The following is a 15088-nucleotide window of genomic DNA, read 5'->3' on the forward strand; positions in this document are numbered from 1 at the left end:
TTAGCCGAAGCTAAGGATAATTTCTGGCAGGGGCGGAGGGACTCGAACCCCCAACACCCGGTTTTGGAGACCGGTGCTCTACCAATTGAACTACGCCCCTAAATAGGGTGGCGGAACGGACGGGACTCGAACCCGCGACCCCCTGCGTGACAGGCAGGTATTCTAACCGACTGAACTACCGCTCCACCGAATTTCTTCACACCACCGGGTTATCGTTCCGGCTTACTGCTTAATTTGATGCCTGGCAGTTCCCTACTCTCGCATGGGGAGACCCCACACTACCATCGGCGCTACGGCGTTTCACTTCTGAGTTCGGCATGGGGTCAGGTGGGACCACCGCGCTACAGCCGCCAGGCAAATTCTGTCTCGTTCACCGCTTCCGCCATGAACGTTTATCCGTCACAAGCTGAATATCTCTCTCAACACGCCAGACTTCTTTGGCGTTGTAAGGTTAAGCCTCACGGTTCATTAGTACCGGTTAGCTCAACGCATCGCTGCGCTTACACACCCGGCCTATCAACGTCGTCGTCTTCAACGTTCCTTCAGGAGACTTATAGTCTCAGGGAGAACTCATCTCGGGGCAAGTTTCGTGCTTAGATGCTTTCAGCACTTATCTCTTCCGCATTTAGCTACCGGGCAGTGCCATTGGCATGACAACCCGAACACCAGTGATGCGTCCACTCCGGTCCTCTCGTACTGGGAGCAGCCCCCCTCAATTCTCCAGCGCCCACGGCAGATAGGGACCGAACTGTCTCACGACGTTCTAAACCCAGCTCGCGTACCACTTTAAATGGCGAACAGCCATACCCTTGGGACCTACTTCAGCCCCAGGATGTGATGAGCCGACATCGAGGTGCCAAACACCGCCGTCGATATGAACTCTTGGGCGGTATCAGCCTGTTATCCCCGGAGTACCTTTTATCCGTTGAGCGATGGCCCTTCCATACAGAACCACCGGATCACTATGACCTGCTTTCGCACCTGCTCGAGCCGTCACTCTCGCAGTCAAGCCAGCTTATGCCATTGCACTAACCTCCTGATGTCCGACCAGGATTAGCTGACCTTCGTGCTCCTCCGTTACACTTTGGGAGGAGACCGCCCCAGTCAAACTACCCACCAGACACTGTCCCCACGCCGGATCACGGCGCCAGGTTAGAACATCAAACATTAAAGGGTGGTATTTCAAGGTTGGCTCCACGCAGACTGGCGTCCACGCTTCAAAGCCTCCCACCTATCCTACACATCAAGGCTCAATGTTCAGTGTCAAGCTGTAGTAAAGGTTCACGGGGTCTTTCCGTCTTGCCGCGGGTACACTGCATCTTCACAGCGAGTTCAATTTCACTGAGTCTCGGGTGGAGACAGCCTGGCCATCATTACGCCATTCGTGCAGGTCGGAACTTACCCGACAAGGAATTTCGCTACCTTAGGACCGTTATAGTTACGGCCGCCGTTTACCGGGGCTTCGATCAGGAGCTTCTCTTGCGATAACCCCATCAATTAACCTTCCGGCACCGGGCAGGCGTCACACCGTATACGTCCACTTTCGTGTTTGCACAGTGCTGTGTTTTTAATAAACAGTTGCAGCCAGCTGGTATCTTCGACTGACTTCAGCTCCACCCGCAGGGGCTTCACCTACATGTCAGCGTGCCTTCTCCCGAAGTTACGGCACCATTTTGCCTAGTTCCTTCACCCGAGTTCTCTCAAGCGCCTTGGTATTCTCTACCTGACCACCTGTGTCGGTTTGGGGTACGATTTGATGTTACCTGATGCTTAGAGGCTTTTCCTGGAAGCAGGGCATTTGTCACTTCAGCACCGTGGTGCCTCGTCATCACGCCTCAGCCTTAACTTTCCGGATTTGCCTGGAAAGTCAGCCTACACGCTTAAACCGGGACGACCGTCGCCCGGCTGACATAGCCTTCTCCGTCCCCCCTTCGCAGTAACACCAAGTACAGGAATATTAACCTGTTTCCCATCGACTACGCCTTTCGGCCTCGCCTTAGGGGTCGACTCACCCTGCCCCGATTAACGTTGGACAGGAACCCTTGGTCTTCCGGCGAGCGGGCTTTTCACCCGCTTTATCGTTACTTATGTCAGCATTCGCACTTCTGATACCTCCAGCATGCCTCACAGCACACCTTCGCAGGCTTACAGAACGCTCCCCTACCCAACAACACATAGTGTCGCTGCCGCAGCTTCGGTGCATGGTTTAGCCCCGTTACATCTTCCGCGCAGGCCGACTCGACCAGTGAGCTATTACGCTTTCTTTAAATGATGGCTGCTTCTAAGCCAACATCCTGGCTGTCTGGGCCTTCCCACATCGTTTCCCACTTAACCATGACTTTGGGACCTTAGCTGGCGGTCTGGGTTGTTTCCCTCTTCACGACGGACGTTAGCACCCGCCGTGTGTCTCCCGTGATAACATTCTCCGGTATTCGCAGTTTGCATCGGGTTGGTAAGCCGGGATGGCCCCCTAGCCGAAACAGTGCTCTACCCCCGGAGATGAGTTCACGAGGCGCTACCTAAATAGCTTTCGGGGAGAACCAGCTATCTCCCGGTTTGATTGGCCTTTCACCCCCAGCCACAGGTCATCCGCTAATTTTTCAACATTAGTCGGTTCGGTCCTCCAGTTAGTGTTACCCAACCTTCAACCTGCCCATGGCTAGATCACCGGGTTTCGGGTCTATACCCTGCAACTTAACGCCCGGTTAAGACTCGGTTTCCCTTCGGCTCCCCTATACGGTTAACCTTGCTACAGAATATAAGTCGCTGACCCATTATACAAAAGGTACGCAGTCACCCTCTTACGAAGGCTCCCACTGCTTGTACGTACACGGTTTCAGGTTCTGTTTCACTCCCCTCGCCGGGGTTCTTTTCGCCTTTCCCTCACGGTACTGGTTCACTATCGGTCAGTCAGGAGTATTTAGCCTTGGAGGATGGTCCCCCCATCTTCAGACAGGATATCACGTGTCCCGCCCTACTCATCGAGCTCACAGCCTGTGTGCCTTCGTGTACGGGGCTGTCACCCTGTATCGCCGGCCTTTCCAGACCGTTCCACTGACACACAAGCTGATTCAGGCTCTGGGCTGTTCCCCGTTCGCTCGCCGCTACTGGGGGAATCTCGGTTGATTTCTTTTCCTCGGGGTACTTAGATGTTTCAGTTCCCCCGGTTCGCTTCGTTAGCCTATGTATTCAGCTAACGATGATGCACCGAAGTGCACCGGGTTTCCCCATTCGGACATCGCCGGTTATAACGGTTCATATCACCTTACCGGCGCTTTTCGCAGATTAGCACGTCCTTCATCGCCTCTGACTGCCAGGGCATCCACCGTGTACGCTTGTTCGCTTAACCTCACAACCCGAAGAAGTCTTCGTGCTGCGAGTTTGAGAGACTCTGACATACCGTGCATTCCTTATTACGGAGAAATGCAACAGCATGTCTGTTTCAATTTTCAGCTTGTTCCGGATTGTTAAAGAGCAAATACTTCGCAGTATACTCATTGAGTACACTCTGAAGTGATGGTGGAGCTATGCGGGATCGAACCGCAGACCTCCTGCGTGCAAAGCAGGCGCTCTCCCAGCTGAGCTATAGCCCCATCGTAGTTAAACCTCTTCAACTCCTGTGGAGTTGGTAGGCCTGAGTGGACTTGAACCACCGACCTCACCCTTATCAGGGGTGCGCTCTAACCACCTGAGCTACAAGCCTGTAGAGGTTTTGCTTCTTTACTTTCTATCAGACAATCTGTGTGAGCACGCGAGGTTGTATCTTTCAGGTAAGGAGGTGATCCAACCGCAGGTTCCCCTACGGTTACCTTGTTACGACTTCACCCCAGTCATGAATCACAAAGTGGTAAGCGCCCTCCCGAAGGTTAAGCTACCTACTTCTTTTGCAACCCACTCCCATGGTGTGACGGGCGGTGTGTACAAGGCCCGGGAACGTATTCACCGTGGCATTCTGATCCACGATTACTAGCGATTCCGACTTCATGGAGTCGAGTTGCAGACTCCAATCCGGACTACGACGCACTTTATGAGGTCCGCTTGCTCTCGCGAGGTCGCTTCTCTTTGTATGCGCCATTGTAGCACGTGTGTAGCCCTGGTCGTAAGGGCCATGATGACTTGACGTCATCCCCACCTTCCTCCGGTTTATCACCGGCAGTCTCCTTTGAGTTCCCGGCCGAACCGCTGGCAACAAAGGATAAGGGTTGCGCTCGTTGCGGGACTTAACCCAACATTTCACAACACGAGCTGACGACAGCCATGCAGCACCTGTCTCAGAGTTCCCGAAGGCACTCCCGCATCTCTGCAGGATTCTCTGGATGTCAAGACCAGGTAAGGTTCTTCGCGTTGCATCGAATTAAACCACATGCTCCACCGCTTGTGCGGGCCCCCGTCAATTCATTTGAGTTTTAACCTTGCGGCCGTACTCCCCAGGCGGTCGACTTAACGCGTTAGCTCCGGAAGCCACGCCTCAAGGGCACAACCTCCAAGTCGACATCGTTTACGGCGTGGACTACCAGGGTATCTAATCCTGTTTGCTCCCCACGCTTTCGCACCTGAGCGTCAGTCTTCGTCCAGGGGGCCGCCTTCGCCACCGGTATTCCTCCAGATCTCTACGCATTTCACCGCTACACCTGGAATTCTACCCCCCTCTACGAGACTCAAGCTGACCAGTTTCAAATGCAGTTCCCAGGTTGAGCCCGGGGATTTCACATCTGACTTAATCAACCGCCTGCGTGCGCTTTACGCCCAGTAATTCCGATTAACGCTTGCACCCTCCGTATTACCGCGGCTGCTGGCACGGAGTTAGCCGGTGCTTCTTCTGCGGGTAACGTCAATCGCTGTGGTTATTAACCACAACGCCTTCCTCCCCGCTGAAAGTACTTTACAACCCGAAGGCCTTCTTCATACACGCGGCATGGCTGCATCAGGCTTGCGCCCATTGTGCAATATTCCCCACTGCTGCCTCCCGTAGGAGTCTGGACCGTGTCTCAGTTCCAGTGTGGCTGGTCATCCTCTCAGACCAGCTAGGGATCGTCGCCTAGGTGAGCCGTTACCCCACCTACTAGCTAATCCCATCTGGGCACATCTGATGGCATGAGGCCCGAAGGTCCCCCACTTTGGTCCGAAGACGTTATGCGGTATTAGCTACCGTTTCCAGTAGTTATCCCCCTCCATCAGGCAGTTTCCCAGACATTACTCACCCGTCCGCCACTCGTCAGCAGAGCAGCAAGCTGCTCCCTGTTACCGTTCGACTTGCATGTGTTAGGCCTGCCGCCAGCGTTCAATCTGAGCCATGATCAAACTCTTCAATTAAAAGTCTGATGCTCAAAGAATTAAACTGTTAGTTCGTAATGAATTAACTGTTGTTCACTTGAGACTTGATATTCGTTTATCGTCCGAAGACGTTAAGATATCAGTGCCCCGAGTGCCCACACAGATTGTCTGATAAATTGTTAAAGAGCGGTGCGACGCGGCATTCAGCCTGCTGTCGCGAGGTGGCGTATATTACGCTTTCCTCTTTCAGAGTCAAGCGTTTATTTTCGCTTTCGTCTGCCTGACGGGCCGGCTCGTTTGCCGTTGTGCCGTGTCAGTGGAGGCGCATTATAGGGAGTTCTCTTCGCCTGACAACCCCTAATTTCAAAAAAGTTTTCAACTGTCTCTTTTTTGTGCAAAACATCCTTAAACTGGCAGTTTTTCGAGCTTATTGAAGCCATAACGCTGTAAAACGGACATTAATTGCGCAACTTCCGGCGTTAATGCCATGCAGTACGCAATATTCTTATCAGAAGAACATGCATCCGGCGCTTCATGCTCCAGCAGCCACGCGGTGCGTCTCGCAATCGCCGCGCCCGAATCCACCAGCCGGGTGCCTTCAGGCAACACCTGCAACAGCTCGTCGGCCAGTAGCGGGAAGTGCGTACAACCAAGCACGACGGTATCCGGCGGCTCCGGCATACGCAGCCACGGGCGTAGCACGCGGCGCAGCGCCTCCAGCGAGACCGGTTCACCGTGCAGTTTCGCCTCGGCAATTTCCACCAGCTCCGCCGATCCCAGCATTTCTATCTGGCATTCATTGGCGAAGCGCGCAATCAGCTCATGCGTATAAGGACGCTTAACGGTTCCGCGGGTCGCGAGCAGCCCTACCACGCCGTTCGCCGTCAGACGCGCGGCCGGTTTGATAGCAGGCACCACGCCCACCACAGGAAACGCGAATTTTTCACGCAAGGCAGGGAGAGATACCGTACTGGCAGAGTTGCAAGCGATAACGGCGAGCGCCAGCGGGTAGCGCGACTGAACGGCAGTCACAATCTCGACCACGCGCTCAACGATAAACGCTTCGCTCTTTTCACCGTAAGGAAATGCAACGTTATCGAAGGCATAGATGTAATGCAGATCCGGCAGGAGCTGCCGGATCTCATCATAAACAGAAAGCCCACCCACGCCGGAGTCAAAAACCAGGATGGTTGGGCGAGCCTCAGAAGGTGTAGCTGCCTGACAAGTTGTACTCCCGTCCTGCAGTTTGGTAGCCATAAACCGTCTCGTAATCTTTATCGAACAGGTTAGCTATTTTACCACGAACTGTAAGGCGAGAGGTGACCGGATATGAAACCGCGACATCCCACAGGCTGACGCCGCCGAGCTTCACTTTTTCTGATGGGAAAGTATTAAAGTTAGTATCTTCGCGCTCACCGATATACTGGTAAGTGACATCCCAGCCAAAATCAGAGATTTCACCGCTGAGATCGTATTTCACCTGTTGTCTGGCGCGGCGCTGTAAACGCTCATGAGTTTCATCATCACGTGGGTCGATATACTGCAAAGTAAGCTGATGACTTACAGGCCCGGTGGTCAGATTGCCCGTCCACTCCACCCCTTTAATCGTGGCGGATTTGACGTTGTAATAAGCGTCATTGTTATAGCTTATCAGGTTGTCAATTTTGTACCGCCACGTCGACAAGCGCCAGTCCAGCGGACCGGTGATGCCTTCAATGCCTGCTTCCCACTGTCTGGATTTTTCCGGCTGAAGATCCGGGTTGGACGCAATGCCATACTGCGGCGACCCAAACTGCTGGGTCAGGCCCGGCGCCAGAAATCCTGTACCATATGAAAGGGTGGCGCGGTAGCCATCAGTAAACTCCCATCCAGCAGCGGTCTGCCAGGTGCCATGCCAGCCAAACTGCTCATCATGATCTTCACGACCTGATGCTTCGAGCGTGACGTGCTCAAGCACCTGTTGCTGGCCGGTAAGGTAAATCCCCGTCGTATCGCGTTTATAGCGGTCAGTATCAGCCTGCGTTACTGACGTGAGTTTTTCTTGCTTCCAGTCTACTCCGGCACTGACAGAACCGTGGCCGACAACAAGGTTGTTACCCCATTGAATATAACGCTGCTCCATGCGATCAAGCGTCGTACCATCCTGGTAACGGCCATAAAGGCTGCTGTAGTTATAGCTTTTCAGCTTCTGGAAACTGGCGATGAGCTGAGAAGAGTAGATGTCGGCGTTATATCGTAATCCGGTGTCCCATGACTGATTGTCATATTGGTTTTCATCCGCGCTGTACGCCGGAGAAAATGGCGGGCTCCCTACATCGTAATCAGCATTATTGGCATAACCATAGCCGCGAAAGAAACCCTCAACGTTGTCAGAGAAATGATGTTGAAGGCTGCCAAAAAACGTTTTATTACGATAACCGTCGCGGTCGCTATCATGGCTCCATGTCGAACCCGGCTGAACGTTAAATCCGTGAGTCGTCTGATACGCCCCCATCGCCGTTACCACCGTGTCGCCAAAACGCTGACGCAGCGTGCCCGAATATTCCTGATAGCCCTTAGAACCGACGCCAGCATCAATCCGTGACACTTCATCATCACTCTGCGTGATGATATTAATCACGCCCCCAATGGCTCCGGAGCCATATACCGCAGAACGCGGCCCGCGAATAAACTCAATACGCTGAATTAGCGACACCGGGATTTGATAAAGATTTGAGTCATTGGAAAGGTTTGGGCGAGAAACTGGTACGCCGTCCATCAGGATGAGCGCGTGGCGTGAATCCGTGCCGCGGACATAAACGGAAGCGAGCTGCCCCATTCCCCCGTTTTGTGAAATATCCACGCCAGGCAAACGACGCAATACATCCAGCACCGTTTTAGACTGCCATTTATCGATTTGCTCACGCGTCACAACATCAGTCGGCGCCAGCACCGTATTCACCGGCTGCTGAAAACGGTTGGCGGTCACGACCAGAGAATCTGAGCCGCTATCCTGCGCCCAGCCAGAAAACGCCGTGACGGAAAGCGTCGTCAGCAGCGAGATTTTTTTTATCATCATTAATGTAAGCATCCGCTTAACGTATAGGATGCCGCAGGCGCACTTAATAGAACGCGATAAGCGCGCAAGATGCGACGTGACTCCGGCAGGTCTTCGGGCTTGGAGGTGTGTTACGGATGAGGACTTCCCACCGGCGGGCCGGCAGTGTCTGCGAACGCGTTCATCCCACCTGTCTTTACCGCTGCGCGTCAGCTCCAGATTCGCACTGGATTCCCTTTTCACTCACAGGAGACCGGAAACGGCATGCTACATGGAGCGCCAGACAGAAGTCCAGACTTCCATCTGTGATGATGCAAAAACAATCAACGCTGGACATCACGCCCGCATTCCCTACAATCCCGGCGTAAATTTTTATCACCCAGGACGCATGATGACCCCTGAACATCTCCCTATCGATCAATACGACGCACAGCTGGCCGAAAAAACCGAGCGCCTGCAAAGCATGATGGCGCCTTTCGCCGCGCCAGCGCCGGAGGTGTTCCGCTCGCCGGTAAGCCACTACCGCATGCGCGCCGAGTTCCGCCTCTGGCATGACGGCGACGACCTCTACCACATCATTTTCGATCAGGAGACGCGCAGCCGCATTCGCGTCGACAGTTTCCCGGCGGCAAGCGAGCTGATTAACGCCCTGATGCCGCGCATGATCGCGGGCATTCGCGACAATCGCACGCTGCGCCATAAGCTGTTCCAGATTGACTACCTGACCACCCGCAGCCAGCAGGCGGTCGTCTCGCTGCTCTATCACCGCGCGCTGGATGACGCCTGGCGTGAAGAGGCGACGCGTCTTCGCGATGCGCTGCGCGCCGACGGCTTCGACGTCCACTTTATTGGCCGCGCGACAAAAACCAAAATCATGCTCGATCAGGATTACATCGACGAGCGCCTGCCGATAGCGGGCACGGAGATGATTTATCGCCAGGTGGAGAACAGCTTTACCCAGCCAAACGCGGCGATGAATATTCATATGCTGGAGTGGGCGCTGGATGTCACGCAGGGTTCAAAGGGCGATCTGCTGGAACTCTACTGCGGTAACGGCAACTTCTCGCTGGCGCTGGCGCGCAACTTTAATCGCGTGCTGGCGACAGAAATCGCCAAGCCGTCCGTCGCCGCCGCGCAATACAACATTGCGGCCAACCATATCGACAACGTGCAGATTATCCGCATGGCGGCAGAAGAATTTACCCAGGCGATGAACGGCGTACGTGAATTTAACCGCCTGCAGGGGATCGACCTGAAAAGCTATCAGTGCGAGACGATCTTCGTCGATCCGCCGCGCAGCGGGCTGGATCAGGAGACCGTCAAAATGGTGCAGGCGTATCCGCGCATCCTTTATATCTCCTGCAACCCGCAAACACTTTGCGAGAACCTCGACACGCTAAGCCAGACGCACCGCGTTGAGCGCCTCGCGCTGTTCGATCAGTTCCCTTACACCCACCACATGGAATGCGGCGTGCTGTTAACGCGCCGCTAATAAAAAAGGGCGCCGCGGCGCCCTTTTCTTCACTCTTCGTAGCGCGCTTTGCGCCGACGCAGGCGAAAACCAATCCAGAACAGCAGCACTACTGACAGCACCGACGGCAGGAAGTTAGAGCCAATCGCCGGGTATTCGGCGCGCACCACGGCGCTGTAAAGCAGCACGCCCAGAATAAAGCAGGCGGCGGCAATGCCCGGCAGGCCCACCGGCATCGTGCGGTTAAGGTAACGCTGATGCAGACAGTACACCGTCAGCGCCAGGGAAATAATCGGGAAAATCGAGAAAGGCACGATGGAGCTAAACAGCGCCGCGCAGGTGCCGTTAATTGACAGGCCGGCTAACAGCGCCAGCAGCAGCGTACCCTTTTCTTGTGTCGTGGTTCTCATTGCTCGTCCTTCACTTATCGGAATTTTGCGCCATCTTTTCTTGTTCGCGACGGTACCAGTAGTAAGCGCCTTTGGAAATCATGCGCAACTGCAAGACCAGCCGCTCTTCTAATTGCCCGCGCTGTTCCGGGCTTACGTCCAGCGCCTCCGCGCCAGCACTAAAGACAATAGTCACCATCGCCTCTGCCTGGGCCTCGGTAAACGCGCGCGGCATATGATTTTCGAGTTCCAGATAATCGGCAAGTTCCGCGATGAAATGCTGGATTTCACGCGCCACCGCAGCGCGAAACGCCGCAGACGTGCCGGAGCGCTCGCGCAGCAGCAGCCGGAAGGCGTTCGGGTTATTGCCGATAAACTCCATAAAGGTGGAGACTGACGTGCGGATCACGCTGCCGCCTTTAGCGATACGCTGGCGCGCCTGGCGCATCAACTGGCGCAGCATCAGCCCGCTTTCATCCACCATCGTCAGACCCAGCTCATCCACATCGCGAAAGTGCCGGTAAAACGAGGTCGGCGCGATACCGGCCTCGCGCGCCACTTCGCGCAGGCTCAGGCTGGCAAAACTTCTTTCCGCGCTTAGCTGACTAAACGCGGCTTCCACCAGCGACCGCCGGGTTCGTTCTTTTTGTTGCGCTCTGACGCCCATCACGTTGCCTGATTCCTTCCTGTTGAAACGGCACTATACCAGTTTTAAAACTACCGGGTTTATAACGGATTGTGAATGATTGTTTACGAAGCGGAGGCTACCAGAGATGGCAAAACGCACAGGGAGAATTGGGTTATTCTTTGGGTGATGTTACTATTCTGTTGCTTTTATGTATAAGAACAAGGTAAGCCTTACCATGCCACAAACCTACGATTATGATGTAATAGTGATTGGCTCTGGCCCTGGCGGCGAAGGCGCTGCGATGGGCCTGGTGAAACAGGGCGCCACGGTAGCCGTGATAGAGCGCTACCATAATGTCGGCGGCGGTTGCACCCACTGGGGCACCATCCCGTCGAAAGCGCTGCGCCACGCCGTCAGCCGTATCATTGAATTTAACCAGAACCCGTTATACAGCGCCCACTCCCGTCCTCTCCGTTCTTCTTTCGCCGACATCCTCAACCACGCCGACAACGTGATCAATCAGCAGACCAACATGCGCCAGGGCTTTTATGAGCGCAACCGCTGCCAGATCCTGCAAGGCGACGCGCGTTTTATTGACGAGCATACGATTGAGCTGACCTGTCACGACGGCTCAATAGAGACCCTGACCGCAGAGAAATTCGTGATTGCCTGCGGCTCGCGTCCTTATCACCCGGACGATGTGGATTTCACCCACTCGCGCATCTACGACAGCGACTCCATCCTCAGCATGCACCATGAGCCACGCCACGTGATTATTTACGGTGCGGGCGTCATCGGCTGTGAATACGCGTCGATTTTCCGCGGGATGAACGTCAAGGTGGATCTCATCAACACCCGCGACCGCCTGCTGGCGTTTCTCGATCAGGAGATGTCCGATTCGCTCTCATACCACTTCTGGAACAGCGGCGTGGTGATTCGCCACAACGAAGAGTATGAGCGTATCGAAGGCGTGGATGACGGCGTGATTGTGCACCTGAAATCAGGCAAGAAAGTAAAAGCCGATTGTCTGCTCTATGCAAACGGACGCACCGGTAACACCGATTCGCTGGCGCTGGAGAATATCGGGCTGGAGGCCGATGGCCGCGGGCTGCTGAAAGTCAACAGCATGTACCAGACCGCGCTACCGCACATCTACGCCGTGGGCGATGTGATCGGTTATCCGAGCCTGGCCTCCGCCGCCTACGATCAGGGCCGCATCGCCGCGCAGGCGCTGGTGCAGGGCGTGGCGTCGGCGCACCTGGTGGAAGATATTCCAACCGGCATTTACACCATTCCGGAAATCAGCTCCGTCGGCAAAACCGAACAGCAGCTCACCGCCATGAAAGTGCCTTACGAAGTGGGTCGCGCGCAGTTTAAACATCTGGCGCGTGCGCAAATTGTGGGCATGAACGTGGGCACGCTGAAGATTTTGTTCCACCGCGAAACCAAAGAGATTCTGGGAATTCACTGCTTTGGGGAGCGCGCGGCCGAGATTATTCATATCGGCCAGGCGATTATGGAGCAGAAAGGTGGCGGTAACACCATTGAGTACTTCGTTAACACCACCTTTAACTACCCGACGATGGCGGAAGCCTATCGGGTCGCCGCGCTGAACGGCTTAAACCGCCTGTTTTAACGCGCTATCGAAGCGGCCATCCATCTGTTTGCGGATGGCCTCTGCGAGCTGCTCATAGCGGCTGCGCAGCGGCGAGCCCGGACGATACACCAGACCAATGGTGCGTCGCGGTTCCGGCTTCACGCAGGGCAGATAAACCACGCCGTCGCGATGACGTTCCGGCGGTACGGCGAGCGCAGGCAAAAGCGTAATGCCGCTGCCTGCCGCCACCATATTGCGCAGCGTCTCAAGGCTGGTCGCGCGGAAATGCGTGTCTTCATCCGCGCCTGCTTCGAAGCAAAAGCCCATCGCCTGATCGCGCAGGCAGTGGCCGTCCTCCAGCATCAGCAGTTTTTCGCCCGCCAGTTCGCCCATCGGCACGCGGTCGCGTCCCGCCCATGGGTGATCTTCATAGACCGCCAGCAGCATCGGCTCATCAAACAGCGGCACTTCGATAAAGGCTTCGCTCTCTTTCACCAGCGCAAGAATAGCGCAGTCGAGCTTGCCGCTGTCGAGCTGGGCCAGCAGCTGATGCGTCTGCGCTTCATGCAGATACATTTCGAGTTTGGGGAACGTCTGGTGCAGCATCGGGATGATTTGCGGCAGCAGATAAGGGCTGATGGTCGGGATAAGGCCAATATGCAGCGGGCCGGACATGGTTTCGCCTTGCTGGCTCGCCATCTCCTTCAGCACTTTAACTTCACGTAAAACGGTACGCGCCTGGTCTACCAGCAGCAGCCCCGCCTGCGTGAACAGCACTTTGCGGCTGGTGCGTTCCAGCAGCATCACGCCGAGTTCATCTTCAAGCTTACGGATTTGACCGCTCAGGGTTGGCTGACTCACGTGGCAGGCGTCCGCCGCACGCCGGAAATGGCGATGTTCGGCAAGAGCCACCAGGTATTCAAGATCACGAATATTCATTCTTCATCCTCCGCCGCCATGATAGTTCATGGCGATAGATAGCATAGCAACCAACGATTATCCCTATCAAGCACGAAAGTGAATAATAGCCTCAGCCGCGGAGAACATCACTCGTTACCCTCACTGAGTGATAACCCGCACACAGAGTCTCTCTGTTAGCCGTATAACTAAAGCCAACGTGAACTATTTAGCGGACAGTAAGTCCGCTTTTTTTTGCCTGCGTTTCGGGGTGCATAAAAAAAGCCCGACATCCGCCGGGCTTTCTTCTGCCATTCGCAATTATGCCAGTCGCGTTTTCGCCGCGCTAATGGCCTGCGCCACCTGCACAGGCGACACGCCGCCCTGCGCCGCGCGCTTATCAAGACACGACTGAAGCGACAGCACCGGGTACACATCGTCACTGATTACTGGGCTGAATTTTTGCAGGTCGCCGAGCGCCAGATCTTCCAGCGGTTTGCCCTGACGAATCGCCTCTACCACCGCCTCGCCCACAATGTGGTGCGCTTCGCGGAACGGCACGCCTTTGGCGACCAGATAATCCGCCAGCTCCGTGGCGTTAGCGTAGCCCTGCTGCGCGGCTTCCTGGCAGCGCGGACGTTTCACCTGAATGCCATCCAGCACCAGCGCCGCCATATGCAGGCAATCAAGCCAGGTGTCGAGCGCGTCGAACAGCCCTTCTTTATCTTCCTGCATATCTTTGTTGTAGGCGAGCGGCAGACCTTTCAGCGTCATCATCATGCCGGTGAGCGCGCCCTGCACGCGGCCGCATTTGCCGCGAATAAGCTCCAGCGCGTCCGGGTTTTTCTTCTGCGGCATTAACGAGGAGCCGGACGTCACGCGATCGGACAGCTCGACAAACCCCGCTTCGCCGGAGTTAAAGAAAATCAGATCTTCTGCAAAGCGCGACAGATGCACCATGCTGATGGCGGCGTCCGACAGCAATTCCAGCACATGGTCACGATCGGAAACGCTGTCCAGGCTATTGCGGGTGGCGCTTGCGAAGCCGAGCCAGCCCGCCAGTTGTTCACGGTCTATCTCATACGCCGTACCGGCGAGCGCGCCGCTGCCAAGCGGGCTGACATCGAGACGTTTCAGCGTATCTTTCAGGCGGCTTTCATCGCGCGCCAGCATTTCGACATACGCCAGGCACCAGTGCGCGAACGTCACCGGCTGGGCGCGTTGCAGGTGGGTGTAACCCGGCATCACCGCATCCTGGTTTTCCTCGGCGGTCACCACCAGCGCCTGCTGGAGCTGGCGTGTGGCGCTCAGCAGCGCGTGCACCTGGGTTTTGCACCAGAGCTTCAGGTCAGTCGCAACCTGATCGTTACGGCTGCGTCCGGTATGGAGTTTTTTGCCGAGCGGGCCGACTTTGTCGATAAGCTTGCCTTCTACCCAGCTGTGAATATCTTCCGCGTCGCTTTCCAGAATCGCGTGCGGGTTTTCCAGCACCTCTTCCAGCAGCGTATTGAGCGCGCCTTCAAGCTGGCTTTGCTCCTGCGCGGTCAGCACGCCGACGGTGACCAGCGCTTTAGACCAGGCCACGGAGCCGATAATGTCCTGCTCGGCGAGTCGGTAGTCAAAGCGCAGAGAGTCATTAAATTGTTTAAACCGCCCGTCTGCCGCCTGAGTAAAACGTCCGCCCCAAAGTGCCATAATCCGCTCCGTTATCTGTCTTGCAATGGCGGGAGCGCTTTGCTTACCCGCACTACGACTGTTCTGGTTATCTCTTAAATGCGGGTGCGCTTTGCTTACC

Annotated in this window: 8 protein-coding genes, 4 tRNA genes, 3 rRNA genes and 1 riboswitch; of the genes, 2 read left to right on the top strand and 13 right to left on the bottom strand. The window is 55.5% G+C overall.

Going from position 1 to position 15088, the window contains the following annotated elements:
• Positions 1 to 24: 24 nt before the first annotated feature.
• The 9 genes from AFK66_RS18360 to btuB form a co-directional block, all read right to left on the bottom strand.
• A tRNA-Trp gene (locus AFK66_RS18360) sits at positions 25 to 100 on the bottom strand.
• Between the two features lie 8 nt (positions 101 to 108).
• A tRNA-Asp gene (locus AFK66_RS18365) sits at positions 109 to 185 on the bottom strand.
• Positions 186 to 239: 54 nt separating this feature from the next.
• Positions 240 to 355 (bottom strand): 5S ribosomal RNA (gene rrf, locus AFK66_RS18370).
• A gap of 92 nt (positions 356 to 447) precedes the next feature.
• A 23S ribosomal RNA gene (locus tag AFK66_RS18375) occupies positions 448 to 3349 on the bottom strand.
• A gap of 168 nt (positions 3350 to 3517) precedes the next feature.
• Positions 3518 to 3593 (bottom strand) — tRNA-Ala (locus AFK66_RS18380).
• Positions 3594 to 3626: 33 nt separating this feature from the next.
• Positions 3627 to 3703 (bottom strand) — tRNA-Ile (locus AFK66_RS18385).
• A gap of 68 nt (positions 3704 to 3771) precedes the next feature.
• Positions 3772 to 5313 (bottom strand): 16S ribosomal RNA (locus AFK66_RS18390).
• The 16S, 23S and 5S rRNA genes sit together here with 4 tRNA genes alongside, the layout of an rRNA operon.
• Positions 5314 to 5679: 366 nt before the next feature.
• The gene (murI, locus tag AFK66_RS18395) at positions 5680 to 6531 is read right to left on the bottom strand and encodes a glutamate racemase (protein WP_032968493.1); all 852 of its coding nucleotides are present in this window, start codon (positions 6529 to 6531) and stop codon (positions 5680 to 5682) included.
• A complete protein-coding gene (gene btuB / locus AFK66_RS18400; RefSeq protein ID WP_032983254.1) occupies positions 6476 to 8329 on the bottom strand; it encodes a TonB-dependent vitamin B12 receptor BtuB in 1854 nt (617 codons plus the stop codon). The genes murI and btuB overlap by 56 nt, the downstream gene beginning before the upstream one ends.
• Before the next feature lie 70 nt (positions 8330 to 8399).
• A riboswitch (cobalamin riboswitch) is annotated at positions 8400 to 8584 on the bottom strand.
• A 118-nt stretch (positions 8585 to 8702) separates the two neighbouring features.
• On the opposite strand from btuB, the gene trmA reads away from it, so the two are divergent.
• Positions 8703 to 9803 (top strand): tRNA (uridine(54)-C5)-methyltransferase TrmA, encoded by a 1101-nt coding sequence (gene trmA, locus AFK66_RS18405; RefSeq protein ID WP_032983253.1) that lies wholly within the window; start codon positions 8703 to 8705, stop codon positions 9801 to 9803.
• Positions 9804 to 9832: 29 nt separating this feature from the next.
• On the opposite strand, the gene AFK66_RS18410 is transcribed toward trmA, so the two are convergent.
• Both AFK66_RS18410 and fabR read right to left on the bottom strand, forming a co-directional pair.
• Positions 9833 to 10192 carry a YijD family membrane protein gene (locus tag AFK66_RS18410; RefSeq protein WP_007704281.1) on the bottom strand — a complete coding sequence of 120 codons (360 nt, stop codon included), beginning with the start codon at positions 10190 to 10192 and terminating at the stop codon, positions 9833 to 9835.
• Between the two features lie 10 nt (positions 10193 to 10202).
• Positions 10203 to 10841, bottom strand: a complete 639-nt coding sequence (fabR, locus tag AFK66_RS18415) for an HTH-type transcriptional repressor FabR (protein WP_007779290.1) — start codon at positions 10839 to 10841, stop codon at positions 10203 to 10205.
• 193 nt (positions 10842 to 11034) lie between these two features.
• Between fabR and sthA the strand changes: the two genes are divergently transcribed.
• Positions 11035 to 12435, top strand: a complete 1401-nt coding sequence (sthA, locus tag AFK66_RS18420; RefSeq protein ID WP_007779293.1) for a Si-specific NAD(P)(+) transhydrogenase — start codon at positions 11035 to 11037, stop codon at positions 12433 to 12435.
• Here sthA and oxyR read toward each other — a convergent pair.
• Together oxyR and argH are read right to left on the bottom strand one after the other, a co-directional pair.
• Positions 12418 to 13335 carry a DNA-binding transcriptional regulator OxyR gene (oxyR, locus tag AFK66_RS18425; RefSeq protein WP_004386937.1) on the bottom strand — a complete coding sequence of 306 codons (918 nt, stop codon included), beginning with the start codon at positions 13333 to 13335 and terminating at the stop codon, positions 12418 to 12420. The two genes, sthA and oxyR, sit on opposite strands and share 18 nt — an antisense overlap.
• Positions 13336 to 13614: 279 nt before the next feature.
• Positions 13615 to 14988, bottom strand: a complete 1374-nt coding sequence (gene argH, locus AFK66_RS18430; RefSeq protein ID WP_007779295.1) for an argininosuccinate lyase — start codon at positions 14986 to 14988, stop codon at positions 13615 to 13617.
• Between the last annotated feature and the right edge of the window lie 100 nt (positions 14989 to 15088).

It is taken from the genome of Cronobacter malonaticus LMG 23826 (genome assembly GCF_001277215.2).
GTDB classification, from domain to species: domain Bacteria; phylum Pseudomonadota; class Gammaproteobacteria; order Enterobacterales; family Enterobacteriaceae; genus Cronobacter; species Cronobacter malonaticus.